Origin of the sequence: Pseudomonas sp. Sample_10, from assembly GCF_004321495.1 — a bacterium.
Lineage (GTDB): Bacteria > Pseudomonadota > Gammaproteobacteria > Pseudomonadales > Pseudomonadaceae > Aquipseudomonas.
Genome location: NZ_RCOE01000158.1, coordinates 52,510 through 76,736, shown reverse-complemented (window position 1 = coordinate 76,736; position 24,227 = coordinate 52,510). Strand labels below are relative to the sequence as shown.

At 58.2% G+C, this 24,227-nt stretch carries 16 protein-coding genes; 10 read left to right on the top strand and 6 right to left on the bottom strand.

Annotation, left to right across the window (positions count from 1 at the left end; all coding sequences use genetic code 11):
• Position 1: 1 nt before the first annotated feature.
• The 3 genes from D8U18_RS15875 to D8U18_RS15865 all read left to right on the top strand — a co-directional run bounded on the left by D8U18_RS15875 (position 2) and on the right by D8U18_RS15865 (position 3,163).
• Positions 2-421, top strand: coding sequence for a cupin domain-containing protein (locus D8U18_RS15875; protein WP_056856810.1), 420 nt, complete (start codon positions 2-4; stop codon positions 419-421).
• 79 nt (positions 422-500) lie between these two features.
• Positions 501-1,598 carry an HlyD family secretion protein gene (locus tag D8U18_RS15870; RefSeq protein WP_056856809.1) on the top strand — a complete coding sequence of 366 codons (1,098 nt, stop codon included), beginning with the start codon at positions 501-503 and terminating at the stop codon, positions 1,596-1,598.
• On the top strand, positions 1,595-3,163 hold the full coding sequence (locus tag D8U18_RS15865; RefSeq protein ID WP_131107968.1) for an MFS transporter: 1,569 nt from the start codon (positions 1,595-1,597) through the stop codon (positions 3,161-3,163). The genes D8U18_RS15870 and D8U18_RS15865 overlap by 4 nt, the downstream gene beginning before the upstream one ends.
• Positions 3,164-3,173: 10 nt before the next feature.
• Here the strand turns inward: D8U18_RS15865 and D8U18_RS15860 are convergent, their stop codons facing one another.
• Positions 3,174-3,566, bottom strand: coding sequence for a response regulator (locus D8U18_RS15860; RefSeq protein ID WP_130905076.1), 393 nt, complete (start codon positions 3,564-3,566; stop codon positions 3,174-3,176).
• Positions 3,567-3,848: 282 nt separating this feature from the next.
• Between D8U18_RS15860 and D8U18_RS15855 the strand changes: the two genes are divergently transcribed.
• From D8U18_RS15855 to D8U18_RS15840, 4 genes are all read left to right on the top strand, one after another.
• Positions 3,849-9,317: a trifunctional serine/threonine-protein kinase/ATP-binding protein/sensor histidine kinase gene (locus D8U18_RS15855; protein WP_131107967.1), complete on the top strand. Its 5,469-nt coding sequence runs from the start codon at positions 3,849-3,851 to the stop codon at positions 9,315-9,317.
• A gap of 119 nt (positions 9,318-9,436) precedes the next feature.
• Complete coding sequence (locus tag D8U18_RS15850; RefSeq protein ID WP_131107966.1) at positions 9,437-9,997, top strand: lecithin retinol acyltransferase family protein; 561 nt, start codon at positions 9,437-9,439, stop codon at positions 9,995-9,997.
• Between the two features lie 108 nt (positions 9,998-10,105).
• A complete protein-coding gene (locus tag D8U18_RS15845; protein ID WP_130932152.1) occupies positions 10,106-10,750 on the top strand; it encodes a response regulator transcription factor in 645 nt (214 codons plus the stop codon).
• 178 nt (positions 10,751-10,928) lie between these two features.
• Positions 10,929-13,826: an EAL domain-containing protein gene (locus D8U18_RS15840; protein ID WP_130906475.1), complete on the top strand. Its 2,898-nt coding sequence runs from the start codon at positions 10,929-10,931 to the stop codon at positions 13,824-13,826.
• A 99-nt stretch (positions 13,827-13,925) separates the two neighbouring features.
• On the opposite strand, the gene D8U18_RS15835 is transcribed toward D8U18_RS15840, so the two are convergent.
• The gene (locus D8U18_RS15835) at positions 13,926-14,372 is read right to left on the bottom strand and encodes a hypothetical protein (protein ID WP_131107965.1); all 447 of its coding nucleotides are present in this window, start codon (positions 14,370-14,372) and stop codon (positions 13,926-13,928) included.
• Between the two features lie 288 nt (positions 14,373-14,660).
• Between D8U18_RS15835 and D8U18_RS15830 the strand changes: the two genes are divergently transcribed.
• Positions 14,661-15,155 carry a cupin domain-containing protein gene (locus D8U18_RS15830; RefSeq protein WP_056856802.1) on the top strand — a complete coding sequence of 165 codons (495 nt, stop codon included), beginning with the start codon at positions 14,661-14,663 and terminating at the stop codon, positions 15,153-15,155.
• Positions 15,156-15,213: 58 nt separating this feature from the next.
• On the opposite strand, the gene D8U18_RS15825 is transcribed toward D8U18_RS15830, so the two are convergent.
• Together D8U18_RS15825 and D8U18_RS15820 are read right to left on the bottom strand one after the other, a co-directional pair.
• Entirely contained in the window at positions 15,214-17,796 is a 2,583-nt protein-coding gene (locus D8U18_RS15825) for an EAL domain-containing protein (RefSeq protein WP_130906473.1), read from the bottom strand.
• Between the two features lie 346 nt (positions 17,797-18,142).
• The gene (locus tag D8U18_RS15820; protein WP_131107964.1) at positions 18,143-19,045 is read right to left on the bottom strand and encodes a universal stress protein; all 903 of its coding nucleotides are present in this window, start codon (positions 19,043-19,045) and stop codon (positions 18,143-18,145) included.
• 386 nt (positions 19,046-19,431) lie between these two features.
• Here D8U18_RS15820 and D8U18_RS15815 point away from each other — a divergent pair, with 386 nt between their 5' ends.
• Complete coding sequence (locus D8U18_RS15815) at positions 19,432-20,397, top strand: TerC family protein (protein WP_131107963.1); 966 nt, start codon at positions 19,432-19,434, stop codon at positions 20,395-20,397.
• Positions 20,398-20,453: 56 nt separating this feature from the next.
• Here D8U18_RS15815 and D8U18_RS15810 read toward each other — a convergent pair whose 3' ends face one another.
• A complete protein-coding gene (locus D8U18_RS15810) occupies positions 20,454-20,822 on the bottom strand; it encodes an SH3 domain-containing protein (protein ID WP_131107962.1) in 369 nt (122 codons plus the stop codon).
• A 373-nt stretch (positions 20,823-21,195) separates the two neighbouring features.
• On the opposite strand from D8U18_RS15810, the gene D8U18_RS15805 reads away from it, so the two are divergent.
• On the top strand, positions 21,196-23,097 hold the full coding sequence (locus D8U18_RS15805) for a potassium transporter Kup (RefSeq protein ID WP_131107961.1): 1,902 nt from the start codon (positions 21,196-21,198) through the stop codon (positions 23,095-23,097).
• Between the two features lie 177 nt (positions 23,098-23,274).
• Here D8U18_RS15805 and D8U18_RS15800 read toward each other — a convergent pair whose 3' ends face one another.
• Positions 23,275-24,201, bottom strand: coding sequence for a MurR/RpiR family transcriptional regulator (locus D8U18_RS15800; RefSeq protein ID WP_131107980.1), 927 nt, complete (start codon positions 24,199-24,201; stop codon positions 23,275-23,277).
• Positions 24,202-24,227 lie beyond the last annotated feature (26 nt).

Below are 24,227 nucleotides of genomic sequence, written 5' to 3'. Positions count from 1 at the left end.
CATGGTTACTCGTCTGCTGTTAGCCGCTGTCTTTGCAACGCTGTCGATCGGTGCAGCGTCGGTTTCGGCCGCTGAGCCACCCCCCGGCAAGGTGACCGTCGTGTTCGACCGTCCCATTCCCAACATCCCCGGCAAGAGCATGAAAGGTGTGATGGTCGAGTATGGGCCAGGCGCCGCATCGCCAGCCCACACCCATCCGAAAACCGCATTCATCTATGCCACGGTCCTCGAGGGCTCGTTCCGCATCAAGATCAAAGGCGAGCCTGAAAAGATCTACCGTGTCGGCGAAAATTTCGTAGAAGAGCCGGGTTCCGTGCACGAAGTCAGCGCCAACGCCAGCGACACCGAACCTGCGCGCCTGTTGGCGGTGTTCGTGGTCGACAGCGGTGATATGCCGCTGGTGACACCGATCAAAAAGTGAGCCGGACACTCGACAACCGGGTGGCAGGTTACTGCCGCCCTTATCCGCTGCAGCGCTGGGTACTGAACAGGAACGCAAAATGAAATCGCTCCAGGACAAAGCCGCCATTGCCACCGGTGCTGGCGCCACAGGCCCGGTCGTGGCAATGCGACGCAGCAAACGCAAAACCCTTGGCCTGGTGCTGTGCGCGAGCGCGGTGGCGGTTGTCGCGGCCTGGGGCGCAATGGCTTTTTCCAGCGGCGTGACCTCCACCGATAACGCCTATGTCCGCGGCGACGTCACTTCGCTTGCCGCCAAGGTCGCGGGTTATGTCACGGCGCTGGAGGTCGAAGACAACCAGGCCGTCCGGGCCGGCGATGTGTTGTTCCGCATCGATGATCGCGACTATCGGGCCAAACTTGCCCAAGCCGTGGCCAATCTCAACGCTGCGCAGGCGCGCCTGAACCATGTCGATGCACAGATTCAGCTGCAAAATGCGCTGATCAGGCAGGCGCAAGCGCAAAAACGCTCGGCCTCTGCTGAGATGAACCTGGCCAATAAAACCCATGATCGCAGCCGCAAACTGATCGTCAGCAACGCGGTCAGCCAGGCTTTGGTCGATGAAACAGGCACCGCGCAATCCAGAGCCGCAGCCTCAGTCTCGGCTGCTTCGGCAACGGTCGAGGCGCAACAGCAACGGATTGCGGTTTTCGTGGCGCAAAGAGAGGCAGCCGTGGCCGCTGTTTCGCAAGCGCAAGCCGCCCGTGATCTCGCGCAGATCGATCTAGACCACACCGTGGTGCATGCACCCGTGGATGGTGTCGTCGGTAACCGCCAGGTGCGTGTCGGGCGGTTCGCTACACCGGGGGTTTCCTTGCTAGATATCGTACCGGTCAACGATGTGTGGGTCGTGGCCAACTTCAAGGAAACCCAACTCGCACACATCCAGCCTGGCCAGCCCGTACGGATCACGGTCGATGGCTATCGCGATACGGCGCTGGACGGCGTGGTTGATAGTTTTGCACCGGGCAGTGGTGCAGCGTTCAGCTTGCTGCCGCCAGACAACGCGACCGGCAACTTTGTGCGCGTAGTACAGCGCGTTCCGGTGAAGATCCGCCTGGCCAAGAATCCATTGCCGGGACGCATCGTGCCCGGACTGTCGGCGCGGGTGGAGGTGACGCAAGGGGCTGGCTCATGAACACGCCTGCCCGGTACAGAACCCGGACCGGTGCGTTGCTCATGTTGGGCATTGTGCTGGCAACATTGACCGAAGCGATTGCCAGTACCGTTCTGGCGTTGGGGCGCAGCGACATCATTGGCGACACCTATGCCACGCCTGATGAGTTCGCCTGGCTGGATGTCGGCTATGTGGCGCTCAAGCTCATCGGATTCATGACCGCCCCTTGGATGATGCAGCGTTTCACGGCGCGAAATGTGCTCATCGGCGCCACCCTGGCCATGGGAGTGGCGTGCTGCGTGGCTGCCATCACCGCACGGCTGGACCTGCTGATCGCGCTGCGCATCATCCAGGGCTTCGCGGGAGGTGCACTGTTGGTGGCGGGGCAGGTGATCATTTTCCGCGCGTATTCGCGCTCGCTGCAACCGTTCCTGCAAGCCTTGTTTGCGATGGGCGCAGTGGTTGCGTCCGCCACCCTCGCGCCAGCTCTGCAAGGGTGGTTGATCGACAGCCAGGCATGGACCTGGATTTTCTTCAGCGTTGTGCCGCTGGCGCTGGCCGCGACCGGACTATTGCTCCTCGCCGACCATCCCGTGCCCGCCAATACCCGATCACGGCCCTTCGACTGGCCTGGTGTGTTATTGGTCTCTGCCTCGTTGTTCTGTTTTACCTACGTGCTCAGTCAGGGCAGTCGCTGGGACTGGTTCGAAGAACCGCGCATTCTGCTGCTGACCATGCTCGGCACCACCGCTCTGCTGGCTTTTCTAGGTCAACAGATCCTGGCCGGGGAGCGTGGGCTGTTCGACTTCACGGTGTTCAAATCCAGTGATTTCAGCTTTGCCTTTATAGTCAGTTTCGTCGCCGGCGCCGCATTGTTCGGCAGCGCTTTCCTGATTCCGGCGTTCGCTTTATCGGTACTCGCTTTCACCCCCACCGATGCCGGTCTGCTGTTGCTGCCCAGCGGTGGTTTTTTCATCGGCTCGCTGTTGATTGCAGCCTGGCTCTTCACATTCCGCGACGTTCCACCCGTTGCGACCGTGCCCTTAGGCATCCTGCTGATCATGGCAAGCATGTGGATGCTTTCCGGTTCCACCAGCGAGAGCGGTGCCGACGACATGATGACGGCCATTCTGTTGCGTGGCCTGGGGTTGGGCTTTCTGTTCCTGTCGATCACGTTGATCGCCTTCAGCGACCTCAACAGTCGCAACCTTGCCTGTGGCATCGGCCTATTCAATACCGGGCGGCAATTGGGCGGCCTGATGGGCGTCGCCGGGCTGCAAACCTTGATCGAGCACCACGTCGCCAGTAACGGCGTCGTCCTTGGCGCCAACGTCACCCCGGGTGGGCACGCGCTCATTGAGCGGCTGACCAACACCACGGCGATGCTGGCCGGCAAGGGCATGGATCCAGCGGCCGCCGGGCGTGCGGCAACCAGCCTGCTGGAGAAGGTGGTGTCAAGGCAAGCCGCGGTGATTGCCTTTGATACGGCATTTTCCTACGTGGCACTGCTGTTTGTCGTGGCTGCGCCGATGCTGGTGGGTATCAAGATCATACTGGCGCGCTATGCCAAAGCGCACAGTCATTGATGCACGTGTTTCAGTGACGCTGGAGGAGGGCGGCTTCGATGCAGTTGAGTAACCTGTCGGCGTCGCAGGGTTTGGGCAGGCAGGCAATCAGCTCTGGGGAATGGGAGCCCAGGGGCGGAGCCGCTCCTGGGTAGGCAGTGATTAAAATTGTAGGGATGTGGTAACCCGTCGCGATGAGACGCTCAAGCATCTCCACGCCGCTCATCCCCGGCATCTGGATGTCGGAAACCAGGCAATCTGTTTCAGTGGTGGCGTTGGCGTCGAGGAACTCCACGGCGCTGCAATAGGTTCGGGTTTTGTAGCCACTGGATCGCACCAGGCTTTCCAGGGCACCGCGGACGGAATCGTCATCATCGACGATGGCAATGGTGGTTGCAGTGCGCATCGGGGTGTTTTGCGTCATGTGGTCTGGCTCGTGAATGCGCCTGTCGTTACTACACGATACGCGGTACTGAAAGGGGGAAAAGTATATCTATGTATAGGTCGCTAAGATCTAAGTGTTGATGTACCACCGACCATTCAATGACATCGTGGGCGGTGTTCAATTGCTCATATGGCGAGCATGCGTACTTGGCGCGTGCCAATAAACAGCTAATCTGAAGCGGCGCGACGCTTCCGGATGGCTGATCCGACGGCAAATGCCAGGCAAAACACGACTTTTGTTCCCTCTGCGATGGATAACAACATGCAAATTCTTTGGGACGATGGTGAGCGTATCTTCTGTCGGGAATTACGCTCCAGTGCCGGCGGTGAAAGCCACGTTCTGGTGGCGCGTCCCGCTGCCGAACAGCCGCTGCCGGCCTGTCTTGGCCGTCTCGCCCATGAATTTGCATTAAAGGATGAGCTGGAAGGCAGTTGGGCGGTACGGCCGCTTGAAATGCTGCGTGAAGCCGGGCAGATGCAACTGGTGCTCGAAGACCCCGGTGGCGAGCCGCTGGTTCGGTTGCTGGAGGCGCCCATGGACATCACCAGCTTTTTGTATCACGCCATTGGCATTGCAGTGGTCCTGGGCAAGCTTCATCAGCGTGGACTTGTGCATAAAGACATCAAGCCCAGTCATATCCTGGTGAACTGTGCCGACGGGCAGGCCCGGCTCACCGGATTCGGTCTTGCTTCACGGCTGCCCCGCGAGCGGCACGCGCCGGAGACCATCGCTGGTACGCTCGCCTACATGGCGCCTGAGCAGACCGGCCGGATGAATCGCTCGATCGATTCGCGCAGCGATCTCTATTCCTTCGGCGTCACCCTGTACCAGATGCTGACCGGCTCGCTGCCGTTCACCGCCACCGACCCTATCGAGTGGGTGCATTGCCACATCGCGAAGAAACCGCTGCCACCGAGCTCGCGCGTTGAAAGCGTTCCCGAAGCACTGTCCGACCTCGTCATGAAACTGCTCGCCAAAACCGCCGAGGATCGCTATCAGACGGCGGCGGGCGTTGAGCATGACCTGCGCAGATGCCTGGCCGACTGGCAGCAACAGCGCCAGATCAATGCATTTACCCTGAGCGAACACGGCACCTGCGACCGCTTGCTGATTCCCGAGAAACTGTACGGGCGCGAACAGGAGGTTGACAAGCTGGTTGCCGCGTTCGGCCGAATCGTTGAAAACGGTGCGCCGGAGCTGGTGCTGGTCACCGGCTATTCCGGCATCGGCAAGTCGTCGGTGGTCAACGAATTGCACAAAGTGCTGGTACCGCCGCGCGGGATCTTCGCCTCCGGCAAGTTCGATCAGTACCGGCGCGACGTCCCCTATTCGACGCTGGTGCAGGCGTTTCAAAGCCTGGTGCGCTCGCTGCTGGGCAAGAACGATACGGAGTTGGCGAACTGGCGTGAGGCCTTGCAACAGGCGCTGGATGCCAATGCGCGGCTCATGACCGACCTCATCCCGGAACTCAAGCTGATCCTCGGCGAGCCGCCACTGGTCCCGGCCCTGGACCCGCAACAGGCGCAGCGGCGTTTCCTCCTGGTGTTCCGGCGCTTTATCGGCGTTTTTGCCCGGGCCGAACACCCGCTCGCCCTGTTTCTCGACGATTTGCAGTGGCTCGATGCGGCGACACTCGATCTGCTGGAAGACCTGCTGACCAGTCCGGATGTGCGCCACCTGATGCTGGTAGGCGCCTATCGCAGCAACGAAGTGGATGGCACGCACCCGCTGTCGAGCAAACTCAGGGCCATTCGCAATGCGGGCGGTCGGGTCGATGAAATCACCCTGGCGCCCTTGGCCAAGTCGCACATCGAACAGTTGATCGCCGAGGCGCTGCATGCCGAGGTGGCGCGTATCGAGCCTCTGGCGCAGTTGGTATTGGACAAAACCGCCGGCAATCCCTTCTTCGTGATCCAGTTTTTGCAAGCGCTCGCCGAGGAGCAACTGCTGACGTTCGATCATGAGGCGCGGCGCTGGTGCTGGGATCCGGATCGTATCCATGCCAAGGGTTATACCGAGAACATCGTCGACCTTATGGTCGATAAACTGTCCCGCTTGAAGGCCGAGACACAGCAGGCGTTGCAGCAACTTGCCTGTCTGGGGCACGTTGCCGGCATCACCGCGCTTTCGACTGCCATGGGCGTACCCAAGGCGCAGGTTCGTACCGTGTTGTGGGAGGCGATTCGCCAGGAGCTGGTCGAACGGCTGGACGATGCCTATGGTTTTGTCCATGACCGCATCCATGAAGCCGCTTATTCACTGATCCCCAAGGATTCACGCGCCCAGGCCCACCTGAGAATCGGCCGGCTGCTGGCGTCGCAGACGCCTGCAGAGGATCTGGAAGCGTCAATCTTTGAAATCGTCGGCCAGCTTAATCTCGGCGCGTCGCTGCTCACTGAGCGGGGCGAGCGGGAGCAATTGGCCGAGTTCAACCTGATTGCCGGCCAGCGTGCCAAGGCTTCGACTGCATACGCTTCCGCGCTTAATTATCTGAGCATGGGTGTGCAATTATCGGGTGAAGACTGCTGGGGGCGCCGGCATGGGCTGATCTTTGCACTGGAGTTGAACAGGGCCGAATGCGAACTCCTGACCGGTCAACTCGCTATCGCGAACGAACGTCTGACGGCGCTTTCGGCGCGCGCCATAACGGTGACAGAGCGAGCCAGCGTTGCTTGTCTGCAAATGGACGTCTACCTGCTTCTGGACCGCAGCGATGCTGCGGTCGCTGTCTGTCTCGCTTACCTGCAGCATGTGGGTATCAAGTGGTCGGCACATCCGAGTGACGATGAAGTGCGGCGCGAGTATGACCACATCGGGTCGTTGCTGGGGGATCGGGCAATCGAGGAACTTATCGATCTGCCGTTGATGACTGATCCGACGTCCCTTGTGACAGTCAATGCATTGGGCAAACTCTTCGCGCCTGCCTTACAGACCGATGCGAACCTGACGGACCTGCTGATTTGCAAGGCGGTCAGCCTGAGCCTCGAGTGGGGTAACTGCGATGCGTCGTGCGTGCTCTACGCCAACGTGTTCAGGGTCGCCGGTCGGCGGTTCGGCGACTACCAGATAGGCTTTCGATTCGGTCAGTTGGGTTGCGACCTGGTTGAACAGCGCGGCCTGACTCGATTCGAGGCCAGTACCTATCTGTGCTTCTCGTGTTTCGCTGTGCGCTGGATGAAACCCGTAAAGCAATGCCGCGACCTGCTGCGCCGTTCGTTTGTGGCGGCGAACCGTATCGGTGATCTGCCCTATGGCGCCTATGCCGGCAACAATCTCACTGCCGACTTGCTCTTCGCCGGCGAGCCGTTGTCCGAGGTGCAAGGTGAGTCTGAACAGGGGCTGGCTTACGCCAGGAAGGTGCGCTTCGGTTTGGTGGTTGATTTTATCGTCACGCAATTGAAGCTGATCCGGATGTTGAGAGGCCTGACGCCTACCTTCGGTCGTCTTGATGAAGGCGAGTTGAATGAGCAAGGCACCGAAGCCCACTTGTCCAGTAGCCCGGATCTGGTATTGGCTGAGTGCTTGTACTGGGTCCGCAAATTGCAGGCTCGCTACCTCGCCGATGAACCTGAAGCGGCCATGAAAGCCGCCACCAAGGCGCAGCGGTTACTCTGGGTTTGTCAGGCGTTCTTCGAGGAAGCCGAGTTTTATTTCTATGATGCACTGGCCCGTGCAGCCTGCTGCGATGGCACCCCGGTGAGCGAGCAAGCGGAACATCTGCTCGCCATGGCGGCTGACTGTCGGCAACTGCAGACCTGGGCGGAACAGTGCCCGGAAAACTTTGCCAGCAGGGCAACTTTGGTCGGTGCTGAAATTGCCCGAATCGAGGGGCGTGTGGTTGATGCCGAATTGTTGTACGAGCAAGCGATTCACCAGGCACAGGAGACCGGCTTTGTCCATATAGAGGCGCTTGCCAGCGAACTTGCATCACGCTTCTACGCCAAGCGCGGTCTGGTCAGGATTGCCCATGCCTATCTGCAGGACGCCCGCTACGGCTATTTACGTTGGGGCGCCGATGGCAAGGTGCGGCAGCTGGACGCAAAGTATCCCTCGCTGAGATCCGAAGAACACAAGCTCGGCCCGACCACCACCATGGCCGCGGCGGTCGAACACCTGGACCTTGCCACGGTACTCAAGGTGTCCCAGGCCCTGTCGGGTGAAATCATGCTGGAAAAACTCATCGATACAGTCATGTTCACCGCCATCGAACAGGCCGGTGCCGAACGGGGGTTGTTGATCCTGACGGAAGGGGCAGAGCTGCGCATAGCAGCACAAGTCACCAGCGACAATACAACGCAATTGAGCGATTCACCGGTCAGCGCGCAGTTGTTGCCGGAGTCTGTTCTCTATCATGTGTTGCGCACCCGCGAGAGTCTTGTGCTCGACGATGCCGCGGCCGAGGCGATGTTTGCCACCGACCCCTACATTCGTCAGCAGTGCGCACGGTCGATTCTCTGCCTGCCCCTGATGATCCAGGCCAAGTTGGTGGGGGCGCTCTACCTCGAAAACAATCTGACCGCCAGGGTGTTCAGCCCCGACCGGATCGCCGTGCTCAAACTGGTGGCGTCGCAGGCGGCGATCTCGCTGGAAAATGCTCGTTTGTACCGCGAGGTCGCAGAGCGCGAGGCAAAAATCCGGCGTCTGGTGGACGCCAACATCATTGGCATTGTCGTATGGAACGCCGAAGGTGACATCGTCGAGGCCAATGATGCGTTCCTGCGCATGCTGGGCTTCACTCGCGAGGATCTTGTCTCGGGCCGCATGAGCTGGCGTGAGATGACGGTGCCGGAGTATCGCGAAGCCAGCGAGCGCTCCATGCTGGAGGCGGTACAAACCGGCCACGCCCAACCCTTCGAAAAGGAATACTTCAAAAAGGATGGCAGTCGACTGCCAGTCATTGTGGGGCTGGCCATGTTTGAAGCGGACAGCAAGGAAGGCGTGGCTTTCGTGCTGGACCTGAGCGAACGCAAGCAGGCGGAAGAAAAAATCCGCGAAAGCGAACGACGCTATCGTGAGGTGCAGACCGAGTTGTCCCACGCCAACCGCGTCGCGACCATGGGCCAGCTCGTGGCGTCGATCGCGCACGAAGTCAACCAGCCGATTGCTGCCGCCATCCTCAACGCCAATGCCGCGCAGCGCTGGTTGAATATCCAGCCACCCGAACTCGACGAAGTCCGTCATGTGCTCAGCCGCCTGATCGAGGATGCCAACCGGGCTGCGGATGTGCTGGGGCGGATCCGCGGGCACATCCGCAAGGCGCCGCCGCAGAAAGGGCCGGTGGACATCAACGCGGCCATTGGCGAAATGATCGGCTTTACCCGTAGCCAGATCATGAAAAGTGGCACTGTATTGCAGACCCAGCTCACCGATGGACTGCCACTGGTTGAAGGCGATCGTGTCGAGCTGCAACAAGTGCTGCTGAACCTGATCATGAATGCCCTGGAAGCCATGAGCAGTACCAAGGAAGGCGAGCGGCAATTGCAGATCAGCGTGGTGCCGGGCGATGCCGGCTATTTGCGGGTCAGCGTCAGTGATTCAGGCCCGGGATTTCCCGTGGACAACACCGACCAGGTATTCACCTCGTTCTACACCACCAAGCCGACTGGCCTGGGGTTGGGTTTGTCGATCTGTCGCTCGATCATCGAAGCCCATGGCGGGCGTTTATGGGCAGGTGCCAACCAGCCTTGCGGGGCCACTGTCCAGTTCACGCTGCCGGTGCTGCAGGGCTGACTTAATACTTAAGTTTAAGTTGGGCATATTAATGGTTCGAACGAACTAATCGCAGGTACAAATGAAGCTCCGCAACCCCGGCGATATATTGAGCCTCAAGGGTTGCGGAGAACTTTATCGTGAAAAGCTCAATAGCCAATGTCATCGAAAAGTGTTCATTTCTGCGTGCAAAAGCATTGCAAGCCGTGGCGCTGATAACCGCCGTTTTCAACCGGGTGTCAAATGCTCGCCTGTTACAGAACTACCTGTGCGCCGAACCGCTGATAAACATCGAACGGTCACTGAGCCAAGTGCCAGTGGGCTCGCATCTGATCAGTCCGCGCCGGTTTTACGTCCATCATGGGATCTACCTTGGAGGCGGCTGTGTCGCCCATTACGCCGGGTACAGCAGTTCAATCAAACCGGGGCCGATCGAGGTGACTGATCTGGACAGTTTCGCCAGCGGCAAACCCGTCTGGGTACTGCGGGAACATTGTGAATATTCCAGCGATGAAATCGTCAGTCGCGCGCGCTCGAGAGTCGGTGAACGCCATTACCGGATTTTCTCCAATAACTGCGAACACTTTTGCAGTTGGTGCACTCGCGGGAAAAGTTACAGTACCCAGGTCGACGCGCTACTGCGTTCGCCACGGGGTTTTTTCTCGTTGATTTCAGCGTTGCAGCCGCGTTTTATTGCATAGATTCAAGTGCCTGGCTGTGCTGCTGGCACTTGGCAGGAAAGGCATCCCAGACACCCAATCAGGCTGTGCTACACTTTTTTTTCCTCAATTTTCCGAAGAGTTCCATGCATGAGCGCACCCTCCAGTGAGCCGCAAAGCAATGGTTCTATTGTGTACGTGGTCGATGACGACGCCTCCATTCGCGATGCATTGAGCAATCTATTGCGCTCTGCCGGCATCCGTGTCGAAACCTTCGCTTCAACCACGGAATTTCTCCTTCATCCAAAGACCGCGAGCGCCAGTTGCCTGGTCCTCGATGTGCGCCTGCAAGGCAATAGTGGCCTGGATTTCCAGCGTCAACTGGTTGAGTCAAACACCGCGATCCCGATTATTTTCATCACGGGCCATGGCGATATCGAGATGTCGGTCAAGGCGATGAAAGCTGGGGCCGTGGATTTTCTGGCGAAACCGTTTCGTGAACAGGACCTGCTCGACGCGGTATCGTCTGCGCTGCAAACCGATATCAAGCGCCGGGAACTCGAACGGCAATCTTCGAACCTGCATGCCGATTACCAGTCACTGACGGTCCGTGAAAAAGAAGTCATGGCCCTTGCCGTAAGAGGCCTGATGAACAAGCAGATCGCTGGTGAGATGAATCTGAGCGAAATCACCATCAAGATTCACCGCTCCCATGCCATGAAAAAGATGCACGCGCGGTCCTTTGCCGACCTGGTTCGCATGGCGGAAGCGTTGGGGGTAGGGCATAGTTGTTGAGTTGCGTCGCACGGTTGTTCTGTTCAACAAATCGCGAATAACTGGCTGCCCGTCTCACGGTCGTCATTCAAACCAATAAAGTTGTTGAAAAAAAACACTGTAAGCTTTAAATGGGAAGATAACTGGCACTTTGCTAGTAGTTGGTCAGTATCGCCAGTTTTTGGCTCAGGGAGCGCTGATGAGTTTTGCCGGATTGACCGACTCCCCACGGCAATCGTTCGATTGCGAAACAGCTTCACCTCAATCAAACGACAATCCGGATCGGGTCGGTATGGCCGGCATTGGCCGTGACGACTCGCTTGAGCAGTTGCTCGGCCCGGCGTGTAACTGGAGCCACACCACCGCATGGGTGTTTTACCGCGCCGGTGAACAGCTGCATTGGGTCGGCCAAGGCAACCCGCAGCAGCAGTGGCCCTCAAACATCGAGCATCAAGCGTTTGAAGCCTTTTGCCAGGCCCGGCAGTTGCATTGCTGGCCGACCGGTAGAGGCGAAAGTGTGTTGGGCTGGCTACTTGCGCCGCAAACCGAGGCCGCGGATCCGGCACTCGCCGAGTTTGCCCTGCGTCTGGGCGTTCAGCTACAGACCAACACCCTTGCCCGTGCGCAGATTACTCAGCGTGTGTTGTATGAAATCACCTACCTGGCCAGTTCAACCCGCGACCGTTCCGTGTTTCTGGTGGGGGTGCACAAACTGCTGGCCAGTCTGATCGACGCCGAGAACTTCTATCTCGCGTTGTATGACCCGCACAGTGGCAAGATCGATTATCCGTATTACGTCGACATCATCGATGTTGATGCCGTGGAGTCTTCGCACTACGAATACCTTGATCCCGCGCGCCTGTCGTTGACCGGCCAAGTGTTGACCTCTGGCCAGCCATTGCTGATCGACGCCGCCGGGATCCTCGCGGCTCAGTCCGAAAAGCGTTTCTACTGTGTGGGTGATCGTCCCGAGTTCTGGATGGGCGCACCGTTGAAAAACGCCTCGGATGACGTGTTCGGCATGCTGGCGATGCAGGTCTACGATGTCTCCCGCATCTACAGCGCTGAAGATCGCGCGCTGTTTCTGGTGGTGGCGCGACACGTGGCGATGGCACTGGACCGGATTCTGCACCGCGAGGACCTGGAGCAGACGGTGATGCGCCGTACCCTGGAGCTTTCGGCGCTCAACGACGCCTTGCGCCAGGAAGTGGCGGAACGCGAGCGCGCCGAGCATCTACAGAGCGCATTGTTCCAGATCGCCGAACTGTCGAGCCAGCCAGGCGACATGGCCGAGTTGTTCCAAACCCTGCATGGCATCGTCGGTGACCTGCTGTTCGCGCAGAATTTCTATATTGCGCTGTTCGACGACGCCACCAGCGAAGTGACCTTTCCCTATTATGTGGATGAGCGGCAGACCATTTGCCCGGCGGCACGGCGAGGTCGCCGGGGCCTCACCGAGTATGTGATTCGCCAACGTCGGCCTTGCCTGATTGACGTTGGCGAGGCTGAACGACTGGCCGAAAACGGTGAAATCGAATTGGCCCGGGAGTCCGTCCGGTCCTATTCCTGGCTGGGCATTCCATTGTTCGATGGCGACGTCGTGCGCGGCGTGCTGGCGGTGCAAAGCTATACCTCGCAAGTGTGCTACACGCTGCGCGACCAGGAACTGCTGACGTTCGTGTCCCGCCACATCGACACGGCGTTGTCGCGCCGCACCGCCGCCGAAGCGATCCATGCCGCCAACCTCAAACTCGAAGCCCGGGTGCAGAACCGCACCCGCGAGCTCGATCATGCCAATGCCAAACTGCAACACGAAAACTCCCACGATGCGCTGACCGGGCTTCCGAATCGCACCTACCTGCAACAGCGCCTCAATCTGGCCTGGTCGCGGTTCGGCAGCGAAGGCGGACACCTGGCGGTGATGTTCATCGACCTCGACCGCTTCAAGATGGTCAACGACAGTCTCGGCCATCATTTTGGCGACTTGCTGTTGATGCAAGCCGCTCACCGTCTGCGCGGCTGCCTGCGCGAAACCGACATGCTGGCGCGTCTGGGCGGCGATGAGTTTTCGGTGCTCGCGCCCGAGGCGTCGCTGGACGCGGTGATTGAAATCGCCGAGCGGATTCTGCTGGCGTTTGACTTGCCGTTTTTCATCAATGGCCATGAAGTTTTTTCGTCCTGCAGTATCGGAATTGTCAGCGCCGACAAGCAGTACCACAACGAGCCAGCCGACTTGCTGCGCGATGCCGATGCGGCGATGTACCGGGTCAAGAGTGCCGGGCGTGACAGCTACGCGGTGTTCAACCAGGAAGTGCGCCGCGAAGTGTCGGACCAGATGGAGCGGGAAGGGGCCTTGCGCAACGCCCTCAAGCGTACCGACGAATTGCTCCCGTATTTCCAGCCGATTGTCAGCGTCGAAAGCGGCGAACTGCTGGCCCTTGAGGCGCTGATCCGCTGGCATCAGCCGGGCGGCCGGGTGATCGCACCGGGCGAGTTCTTGCCGGATGTAGAAGGGTTGCGCCTGATCGGCCGACTGGACCTGTACATGCTGGCCAGCATCGCCGCGATCCTTGCCCGGCCCGAGCATGCCAACTGGCCTGCGGTGCACGTCAATTGTTCCAGCTACAGCATGACGCGCCCGGATTTCGCCAATGATGTACTTGCCCTGTTAGCGCTGCACGGGGTCTCACCTTCACGGATCTGCCTGGAGTTGACCGAGGGGGCGTTGGTGGCTGAGCCGGCGATTGCCCAACAGACCATGCAGCAATTGGCCGACAACGGCATGTCGGTGGTGCTCGATGACTTCGGTGCAGGTTTTTCATCCCTGAGCTACGTGCATCAGTACCAATTCAGCGGCTTGAAAATCGACAAGTCGTTCATCCTCGAGCTGACCACCAGCCCCCGCAGTCGTGCAATCGTCCGGGCCATCGTGCGCATGGCCGAATCGCTGGGCCTGAGCGTGGTGGCCGAAGGCGTCGAGGATCAAGCCACGTTGGATCTGCTGCGCGAAATAGGCGCGGGGCAGGCCCAGGGGTATTACTTTGCCAGGCCGATGGGGCTGGAGACGTTGTTGTCGAGTGCTTTGATCGGTCGTTGATGACTACGCTGCCGTGTCGTTCCTTGTGGAAGCACGCGCGAAAAAGCCCGGCTGATCAGGCCGGGCTTTTCGAGGTGGTGCGGGGAAGCGATTCAACTTTCAGGCAACGGTGTTGCCTTGCAGGCGGTCGGAGCCATCGGCAGCGACTTCGTTGCCTTTCAGGCGGTCGGAGCCATCGGCAGCGACGGTGTTGCCTTGCAGGCGGTCGGAACCATCGGCAGCAACTTCATTGCCTTTCAGGCGGTCGGAGCCATCGGCAGCGACTTCGTTGCCTTTCAGGCGATCGGAGCCATCGGCAGCGACGGTGTTGCCTTGCAGGCGGTCGGAACCATCGGCGGCGACTTCATTACCTTTCAAACGATCCGAACCATCAGCCGCTACAGCATTGCGTTTTTCCAGCAGGCGATCAGCGCCACCTTCAGCCACACGGCTTTCGATCAGACGATCCGAGCCGCCTTCAGCGACGACGGGTTGAACAGAAGTCGCGGCAAAAGCGTTGATTGCGAAAACCGAGAAAGCGATGCTGAGGATGGTTTGGCGTTTCATGATCGTGTGCTCCGGGGGTGTATTTGGTTGGTATGGAGCCAATGTTACGCCGCGGATTTTTTAAGAGAACTTCATTGCCGTGATGGTGAACATCGACAGTATTGATAGGGTGTACGGCGTGACTACGCTGAGCATGATGATGAGGCACGCCCTGGCAAACGCGGTTTCGTCGGCACATTGATTACATCGTGGATCATCTGTATTGCGCGGCCGCGCCATTATCAGCAATGCCAATCACGAATAGAGTCAGCCCGTCGATATGTCCACTGCATCGCCAAGGTGTCTCTCATGATTCAGAGCATTCTCAAAACGGCTTCTCTGGCGGCACTTTTTGTCGCAAGCGCAGGCGCGCCTTTTATTCAGGCACAACCATTGCCACTCGATAAAGTGGCTGCGTTACACAATGAAGAGGTGGAATGGCGCAGTTTTCCCGCATTCCCGAAAGAAGTGAAACTCGCTGTCGTGGCTGGCGACCCCAGTAAGCCGGCACCTTACGTGGTGCGAGTCAAAGTGCCGAATGGCACCCGGTTGATGCCCCATACCCATCCTGAAGATCGTATCTATACCGTCATGTCCGGGGTGTTCTATATCGGCTTTGGCACTGTTTTTGATCCGGACAAACTGGTTGCTTATGGCCCCGGAAGCGTCGTGATTTTGCCGGCCAATACGCCGCACTTTCATTGGGCGAAGTCAGGAGAGTACATCTCGCAGGTTTACGGCACGGGGCCGCTGGGGCTTGAATACATCGATAGCCATGATGATCCACGCAAGGCAGAAAAATGAGCAAGCCCTGAGCACGACGAACCCTGAAGGAGCGAGCTCGCCGACGCAGGGCCGCGCTTCAAACCCTGCTCGGGGAGCCTGTACTTTTTCTGGCCTTCACCAACACGTTGAAGTCGTCGGCTTCAAGAGGCCGACTCAGAAAAAAGCCCTGGCCTTCATCGCACGATACCGCTTTGAGCAACTTCAAGTGCTCGGCGGTTTCTATCCCTTCTGCCGTCACGGTGAGCGATAAGGCGCGGCCCAATCCCACGATCGCCTGGATGATGGACTGATCATCTGTTTCTACCAGTTTGCTCAGAAAACTGCGGTCTATCTTCAGGCCGTCGAAGGGGAATGTGCGCAAATAACTCAGTGATGAATAACCCGTGCCGAAGTCGTCCATGGCTATTCGCACGCCCAGGCGCTTCAATGTACGCATGAGTTCCAGTGCGCCGGTGGCATCTTCGAGCATGACGTTTTCAGTGATCTCCAACTCCACCCGGGTAGGGTCGATTGCGGAGTCGTGCAGCGCTTTCTGCACGCGTTCCACCAAGTTGCCTCGCTTGAATTCGCTAGGTGAAAGGTTGACCGATACAAACAAATGTTCCGGCCACCCTGCGGCGCAACGGCAGGCCGTGTCGATGACCCAGTCGCTCAATGAAAGAATCAGCCCGGACTCTTCAGCAATGAGAATAAAAGTATCCGGCGCTATCAAACCGCGCTCAGGATGTTGCCACCGTACCAGCGCTTCGGCGCCGACCATCTCTCCGTCCGAGATCCGATAGCGCGGCTGGAAATGCAGTCGAAGTTCTCCATTCCTGATCGCGAAGCGCAGATCACTTTCCAGACGACGCCGCTCAATAATTCTGGCGTTCATGTCTCCCGCATAAAAACGCCAGGTGTTACGTCCCCCGGCCTTTGCTTCGTATAACGCGATATCGGCATAACGTAGCAACTCGCTCGCCTCGCATGCGTCGTTGGGTGCCATGGCAATGCCAATACTGGCGCTGACAAACACCTCTTGTTCACTGACCTCTATCGGTTGCTCGACGGACTCGATCAGACGGCGACAAAGCGTCTCGACTTCCTCCTGGGACCCGACATCGGTGAGTATCAGAACAAACTCGTCCCCACCAATTCGGGCGACAAGGTCTCCGTGGCGAACGCATTCTGCCAAACGGCTCGAGACCTGATTGAGCACCAGATCGCCTGCTGCATGTCCTAGCAGGTCATTGACCGGTTTGAATCGATCAAGGTCCAGGCTGAGCATGACCAAGGGTTGTTCCACCGTCGGCACAGCTTTGAGTTTGCCATCCAGAAACTCTTGGAGACGGGTCCTGTTGGGCAGGCCGGTCAGGGCGTCATGCTGTGAGAGGAATTCGATTCGACGGCGAGCTTTGACTTCCTCCGTAACGTCGGTTGCCGTTCCCCGGAATCCTCCTCCCGCCATTGCTCGCGCTGATAGACGGGTGATTCGTTCCTGGCCATTTGTATCCAGGTAACGACACTGCACGCTGATGTCCGGCCGACGATTCGGAATACTGAGCCACTGAGAGACTGTGCCTAGCTCAGTGCGCAACAGATCATCCATTGCCGCACCAATCCATGCCTCCCGGGAAAGGCCTGTGACCTCTTCAAACCGCTCTGACAGATAAGTGAAGTGCCAGCCACCGTCCATTTCCCAGACCCAGTCCGAGCTGGCCTCTACGACATCGCGAAAGCGCGCCTCACTGGTGGCGAGGTCGGCCTGACTGCATTGCAGCGATAAATAGCTGGCATCAAGTGCCTGCGCAGCGGCGGTGGTTCGACGCAAGATGACCCACGTCATCAGGCACACCAACAGCGCAGCGATCCCCACAAGGGGCAGCCCGAGTGCGAGCAATTGCAGACCTGGCCTGTGCGGGCTCCAGTGCAGACTGCCTGCGGCGCCGGTTTCACCCAAGGGGTACACAGATTGCGAGTGAATATCATCGGCAGTGGCCAAGTGCAGGCCTTCCACTCCGAAGTCCCGACCCATCGCTGCAAGTTTGGCGCTGTCCAACGGATCCACGAAAATCAGCACCGACGCCGATCTGTCATCAGTTTTAACCGTCGGATCGGTTCCCGGGGTAATCGCTGCTGCAGCGATCAGGGCGGGTATCCCTCCGATATTGACGAACGTAGTGGTAGGCGTTTCGGATTCGGCTCCCTCGCGGGCCTTGTCGAGAATCGCGTCGATGGACTGCTCGAGCCATTGTTCTGCTTCAACTGACACCTTCTCCCCGTCGACCACGGAATAAACGGTGCGATTGAGATCATTGACGACAAACAAGCCGCGAAATCCGAAGTCCGTGTAAAGAGTGGTGCCGATATTTTGTCGTACATATGCCCAGTCGGTGTCTACTTCAGTGTGCAAGTGCTTGTAAGCATCGCCCCAGAATGCGTAATCCTTGACGGTAGAGCGCAGCGAATTTTCCAACGATTGCACGGCCTTCCTGGTGTAGAACGCACTCTTGACTTCCTCCGCTCCATCCAGTTTTTGCGCAAGATAAACAAGCGAGCCGCACGCGAGCAAAAACACGCCTGCCAAAAGACCAACAAACTTGAACAGCGAAGCGCGGGTCAGGGCCACGCTTGAACGATTGGTTGGGGAACAAGAAATAGTGGGGAGATCGTTAGGCATAAATTCCCGGCAGTCGGTGAGAACAACTCATTTGCACACCAACTTATCGGCAGTGGACGCTAAAAGGTGAGTTGCCGTACGTCGCCAAACGACCGGCCGAGTATGCCGAAGCGACGCAGGTTCCTGGTTATCGACGCTCACAGCGATGCAGCGCCAGGGCGTAAACCAGAGGCGCGAATTGTCCGCACGCCGCGCTTCGCTGGCCCATCTCCCGACTCAGCAGCGGCCGCTGAAGGCTCGATCTGCGTGTCTTGCTGGAGACCGCCCAAGGGTCAGCTGAAGTCAGCAGCTTGGGTCAAAACCACATCGACACCAACAGCCGGCTGCGATAGTGGCGGTTTTTTCTTCAGGCATCCGTTTCTCCCTTGATGGCCAAAACGCTGCAAGGCACCTGATACAGAACATGCTCCGTGGTACTGCCAACCAGCTTGTCCACGCCTTTGTGATGGGTATTTCCCATCACGAAGACATCCGCTCGAGTATGCGTGGCAAAGTCGGCCATTGCTTTGGTTGGCGGTCCTGCAATGAAGTGTTGTCGCTCAGGTGGCACGCCGTGGCGCGCCGCCAAGGCAATGAAGCATTTTTCGAGTGACCGGCGCACGTCGTTGCTGAAGCCTGGCATCGTCACGGCGCCAGCACCTGCATCAGAGAAATGTGTGTGTGTCAGTTCATAGGCATACAGCAGGTGCAATTCAGCATCACACTGCGTCGCCAATTCGTTCGCCGCCTGAATGACACTGTCGTTGATTCCGCTGATCTGACCCTCTGGATGCGATGGGTCAACCGCTGCCACAATCACCCGAGGAAGCGGACACCTGACTTGGCTGACCAGATGTATGGGCGTGGGACATTCGCGCAACAACTGCCAATCCAAAGGCGTGACGAATACGCGTTTGAGCGCTGATTCATGATGTACGTCCTTGATAGTCAGGTCCGGCTGCATTTCAGCCACATGCTCAAGGATCTGTTGCAGCGGGTCACGGGTCAATGCAACTTCGGTGGTCACATTGATGCCCTTCCTGCGCATGAGTCCGGCTTCATCCTCCAACCACTGCAGGTTCTCCTGCCGGCAACTCTCGCGAAGTTGTTCACTGTTGCTCATTAACCGCATAAGGTCGAAGTCTTCGATGAACACCGCGATGTGCAGCGCTGCGCCTGTGGCGTCGGCCAGTGCGATTGCCCGCTCCATCGCCGGCGAGTGACGCATGGTCGGACCTGCGATCAGAAAGAGTCGTTGATATTGCCTCATGTGACACCTCCAAACGTTCTGGGTTGTTGGCCAGCGCCCCCAGCACTTTCGCTTGTCCCACCATTGGCGATCTTTTATCGCCTCACTACCTGGATCGACACTATCAATATACGCCTGCATCACCGGCTTGCCAGTTGCCAGGGCTGGTGAAGGATGTAGCAGACCTTTTCATCACGACCGCGCAGTAAACGGGGCTGCTGGAACCGCGGGCCATGCCACCCGCCTTGACCATGGAGCACAACCAATGCGATTGCCGGCAGTTCAGCACCTGAATCAACACTTCGTAAAAAACGAACTATTGGCAATGAATAAACGATTTTTGCTGATGTAACAGGCTCGTTAGCATGACTCCTCCAGCCTATTGCTGCTTCATGCGGAGACAGTCAATGACCGCCATCAGCGTCGGCCAATCCTGGATGTGGGCCGCCTTCATCGTATTCGTCCTTGCCATGCTGGCCCTCGATCTGTTCGTCTTCGGCGGGCGCAAGGCGCATCGTGTTTCGGTGCGCGAAGCGCTGGCCTGGGTCATCGCCTGGATCAGTCTGGCGCTGGTCTTCGCCGTCCTGCTCTGGTGGTATCTGCGCAGTATGTTCGGCGCCGAAATCGCCCAGCGTACAACGCTCGAATTCCTGACGGGCTACCTGATCGAGCAGTCGCTGTCGATCGACAACATGTTCGTTTTCGTGATGATCTTCGGCTACTTCGCCGTGCCGCCAGAGCTGCAACGCCGCGTCCTGCTCTATGGCGTGCTCGGCGCCATCATCATGCGCGCCGGTATGATTTTCGCCGGTGTCTGGCTGGTGCGGGAGTTTGCCTGGCTACTCTATGTCTTTGGTGCTTTCCTCATCATCACCGGCATCAAGATGCTGATCTTCGCCAACCAGCAGCCAGACCTCGAAAAGAACCCCTTGCTGCGCTGGCTGCGTAGCCATCTTCGCATCACCGATGGCTTTCATGGCGAGCGCTTCTTCGTACGCCAGAACGGCCTGCGCTGGGCGACGCCGATGTTCCTGGTGCTGGTACTGATCGAGGCCAGCGACCTGGTCTTCGCGGTCGATAGCATCCCGGCTATCTTCGCCGTCACCACCGACCCCTTCATCATATTCACCTCCAATATCTTCGCCATCATGGGCCTGCGCGCACTGTATTTTCTGCTTGCCGACCTGGCCTACCGCTTCCACTTGCTCAAATATGGCCTGGCCATCGTACTGGTGTTCATCGGCGGCAAGATGCTGGTCGCGCCGTGGTGGCACGTGCCGATCCAATGGTCGCTGGCGACCGTCGGCGGCATCATATTGGTTTCGGTCCTGTTGAGCCTGACTATGACGAAGAGCAAAACGCTGCTCGACTGACCGAGCGTTGTCGCGCAAGGCAGCGAGCCCGTGGCAGCGCTGCTGGAAGTGACACCTTATGGTGGGCCGGCGGCTTCGCGCAGATACCTGCCGTTTACCCAACCGGTAAACTTCTGCTTGAGGCCAGCCTCGATTTGGCACCAACGACTGGAACCCACCGGTTTGCAGCCCAGGTTGCGTACCCGGTCGCCGATCACTAGCGCGCCGACGATCTGCTTGCCGACACCGGGCTCGCTGCGCACGTTGAGAGTTTCGCCGCTTGAGAGGTTTGCGACGTCCCAATAATCGGGGCCACCGGAAAACCCGTCAGCGTAGTCGGTCGTGATGTCCGCCTTGGGTTGCCGGGGTTCCTGGTGAACACCTTGGGCAACCACGCAGGTCGCACCGAAGAGCGCCACAACCGCCATGAACCCGATAATTCGCATCCCCGTACTTCCTCATTTAGTTTGAGTGGACATCTGGTCTGTGGGGCAACGGCAATCAGCGTACCGCGATCAACTGAAGAAATTAACCGGCCTAGCCACTGCATGGATTTCCTCGACGCGGTGTGACATCTGCCATTGAGAAAATGAACCCTGCGCGATGGTTTCGTTCCGCGAACCGGGAGCGCATAAAGCCAGATTCCTGCTGTGGTGCTGCAACTTTTTTACGCTTTCTTTACGGTCAGCATTTCTGCCCGCAACGATACTGGCGGCGTCTTTTATAACGTCCATGAGCCCGGCTTTTTCAAGGGCCGTGGAAAAGTGTATTGCCCAAGGATGGCGTGCAGATATTCCCTGTTAATTGAGAGATGCCGCCTTGAGTGAAACAGCGACCCTTGCACACGAAAACTCTTCAACCAAAACGTCAGGCGTGGGCATGCTCGTCGCTGCTGTCGGCGTCGTTTACGGAGACATCGGCACCAGCCCCCTTTATACGCTTAAGGAAGTGTTTTCCGGTCACTACGGTGTTCAGGTCAATCACGACGGCGTGCTAGGCATTCTGTCGTTGATCTTTTGGTCGCTGATCTGGGTCGTCTCGATCAAATACGTGTTATTCATTCTGCGAGCAGACAACCAGGGCGAAGGCGGCATTATGGCGTTGACCGCCTTGGCTCGCCGTGCGGCAGCGCCGATTCCGCGCATGAGTAAGGTGCTGGTTCTGCTCGGTCTGTTCGGGGCAGCACTGTTTTACGGGGATAGCATGATTACCCCGGCAATTTCGGTGCTTTCTGCGGTTGAGGGGCTTCAGCTGGCGTTTGACGGAATAGAGCACTGGGTGGTGCCCTTGTCGGTGATCGTGCTGGTGGCACTGTTCCTGATCCAGAAGCATGGAACGGCGCGTATCGGCATCCTCTTTGGCCCAGTGATGGTGCTGTGGTTTGTGGTGTTGGGTGCACTTGGAATCTACGGGATTTTGCAACGCCCGGAAGTGCTACAAGCCCTCAATCCTGCTTGGGGCGTGCAGTTTTTCATGGTTCACCCAGGCATCGGCGTTGCGATTTTGGGTGCCGTGGTGCTGGCTTTGACCGGTGCAGAGGCACTGTATGCCGACATGGGTCACTTTGGCCGCAAGCCGATTTCCCGTGCCTGGTTCCTTCTGGTGTTGCCAGGGCTGGTGCTCAATTATTTTGGCCAGGGTGCCCTGATCCTTGAGAGTCCGGAAGCTGTACGCAATCCGTTCTATCTGCTCGCGCCGAGCTGGGCACTGCTGCCGATGGTGGCGCTTTCGACACTGGCGACCATTATCGCTTCTCAAGCCGTGATCTCCGGCGCTTTCTCCCTTACGCGCCAGGCCATCCAGCTAGGCTACGTCCCTCGGATGTTTATCCAGCACACCTCAAGCCAGGAGCAGGGGCAGATCTACATCGGCACGGTTAACTGGGCGTTGATGGTTGGTGTGGTGCTGCTGGTGATCGGTTTCGAGTCGTCCAGTGCATTGGCAGCTGCCTATGGGGTCGCTGTGACGGGCACCATGTTGATCACCACCATTCTGTCTTCGGCTGTCGTGCTGCTCCTCTGGAAAACGCCACGTTGGCTGGCCATCCCGATGCTGCTCGGCTTTCTGCTGGTCGATAGCCTGTACTTCGCGGCCAATGCGCCGAAAATATTCCAGGGGGGCGCGTTTCCGGTCATTGCCGGTATCGGCCTGTTCATCTTGATGACCACTTGGAAGCGGGGGCGAAAGATCATCGTCGAGCGTCTGGACGAGACCGCGCTGCCTCTGCCGTTGTTTATCAGCAGCATTCGTTCACAGCCTCCGCATCGGGTGCAAGGCACCGCGGTTTTTCTGACGGCAAGGGCCGATGCGGTTCCCCATGCACTCTTGCACAACCTGCTGCATAACCAAGTGCTGCACGAGCAGGTGGTGTTGCTCACCGTAGTGTCCGAAGACAGCCCTCGGGTACCCGCTGATCGACGGTTTGAGGTAGAAGCCTATGGCGAAGGGTTCTTCCGTGTCAGTCTCCATTTCGGTTTTATGGAAGAGCCTGACGTACCCTTGGCCTTGAGTCTCTGTCACTTGAATGAGCTGGATTTCAGCCCGATGCGCACGACCTATTTCCTCAGCCGGGAGACGGTGATCCCCACCAAGCGCATTGGTATGGCGCGCTGGAGAGAGAGCCTGTTCGCGTTTCTGTTGAAGAACGCCAACAGCAATTTGAAGTATTTCAAATTGCCACTGAACAGAGTGATTGAATTGGGAACTCAGGTAGAAATGTGAGGGAAGGGCAGCAGGTGCTCGGATTTACTGCTAGTGCATTAAAGTCCATGCAATTGCGCACAAACGACCCGATCCTGACTGTCGTCTCTATTGCGACCAATTCACTCGCCGAGCTTTCGCCACTTAAGTTACATTGCTGAGCGTCAATTGTGCCGCGACGGCCATTTCTCACAGGTATTAACGGCTGAGCGGCTTTCTCTTCGAGCTTGGCTTGCTATTGGCAGAAACATGCAGGTAGGACAGCACGCTTTCAGTCAGCTCGGCAGAGAGCCTGACTGCTTCCTTATTTCGCGTCATGACGGCGGCAACCAAGCCCTCGATCAACGCCAAAACAGCCGAGTTTGAGCTGATGAGTACTGGATGATTCGCCGCAGCAAACAGTGCGTGATGCGCGATGTTGGCCAAAGGCGATGCTGGCGAGTCGGTGATGGCTAGCACCGAGGCTCCCCGTTCTTTGGCAAATCTCGCTAATTGCAGTGTGTCTTGGGAGTAACGGGGCAGCGAGATCGCCAGAAGGACGTCGGCGGGCGTGATGGATGCCAATCGATAGGCTGCGTTCTCGTTGCCACCTTCCATACTGATTGCCTGCGCATCGGCAATAAAGGGAATCAGGTTGGAGGCGGCAAGTCCTGCCATGTAGGCACTGTTTCCAAAACCAAGGATGTAGATTTTACGCGCCTGGATGAGTGCACTGACAAAGGCTTCGAACACTTCTGAGGAATTGTTGGTGTTGGTCGTGCTCAGGTTACTGGTTGCGATTTGAAGTTGCTCGGTCAAACCGAATTCCCCCAAGGGCCGGTGGGCCATTTCATTGCGCAACTTGTCGACGGGCGAAACCATGTCTTGCAACGTAGCGACCAACTCGACTTTTAATTGCGTGTAGCCCTTCAGGCCTATCGCCCGAGCAAGTCGATTGACTGCTGCCGGCGAAGTCAAAGACTCCTGGGCCAGCTCTTCGATGGTCAGGGTTGCGGCCTTCAGTGGATGACGCAGGATGAAGTCAGCCACCTTGCGCAGTGACGGTTGCAAATCCGGCACAGCCTCGGCGAGGTTGCGCATGATGGGCGCTGTATAAACGGCGGCATTGCGAGGAGTTTGAAGCATAAGTTGGGTCGGCCTATCGATCAGTT

Coding starts and splice junctions, on each gene's coding strand:
- D8U18_RS15800 (WP_131107980.1), bottom strand. CDS start 24,201: ATGCTTCAAACTCCTCGCAATGCCGCCGTTTATACAGCGCCCATCATG.
- D8U18_RS15820 (WP_131107964.1), bottom strand. CDS start 19,045: ATGAGGCAATATCAACGACTCTTTCTGATCGCAGGTCCGACCATGCGT.
- D8U18_RS15865 (WP_131107968.1), top strand. CDS start 1,595: ATGAACACGCCTGCCCGGTACAGAACCCGGACCGGTGCGTTGCTCATG.
- D8U18_RS15875 (WP_056856810.1), top strand. CDS start 2: ATGGTTACTCGTCTGCTGTTAGCCGCTGTCTTTGCAACGCTGTCGATC.
- D8U18_RS15860 (WP_130905076.1), bottom strand. CDS start 3,566: ATGACGCAAAACACCCCGATGCGCACTGCAACCACCATTGCCATCGTC.
- D8U18_RS15845 (WP_130932152.1), top strand. CDS start 10,106: ATGAGCGCACCCTCCAGTGAGCCGCAAAGCAATGGTTCTATTGTGTAC.
- D8U18_RS15825 (WP_130906473.1), bottom strand. CDS start 17,796: ATGCCTAACGATCTCCCCACTATTTCTTGTTCCCCAACCAATCGTTCA.
- D8U18_RS15830 (WP_056856802.1), top strand. CDS start 14,661: ATGATTCAGAGCATTCTCAAAACGGCTTCTCTGGCGGCACTTTTTGTC.
- D8U18_RS15815 (WP_131107963.1), top strand. CDS start 19,432: ATGACCGCCATCAGCGTCGGCCAATCCTGGATGTGGGCCGCCTTCATC.
- D8U18_RS15870 (WP_056856809.1), top strand. CDS start 501: ATGAAATCGCTCCAGGACAAAGCCGCCATTGCCACCGGTGCTGGCGCC.
- D8U18_RS15810 (WP_131107962.1), bottom strand. CDS start 20,822: ATGCGAATTATCGGGTTCATGGCGGTTGTGGCGCTCTTCGGTGCGACC.
- D8U18_RS15855 (WP_131107967.1), top strand. CDS start 3,849: ATGCAAATTCTTTGGGACGATGGTGAGCGTATCTTCTGTCGGGAATTA.
- D8U18_RS15835 (WP_131107965.1), bottom strand. CDS start 14,372: ATGAAACGCCAAACCATCCTCAGCATCGCTTTCTCGGTTTTCGCAATC.
- D8U18_RS15840 (WP_130906475.1), top strand. CDS start 10,929: ATGAGTTTTGCCGGATTGACCGACTCCCCACGGCAATCGTTCGATTGC.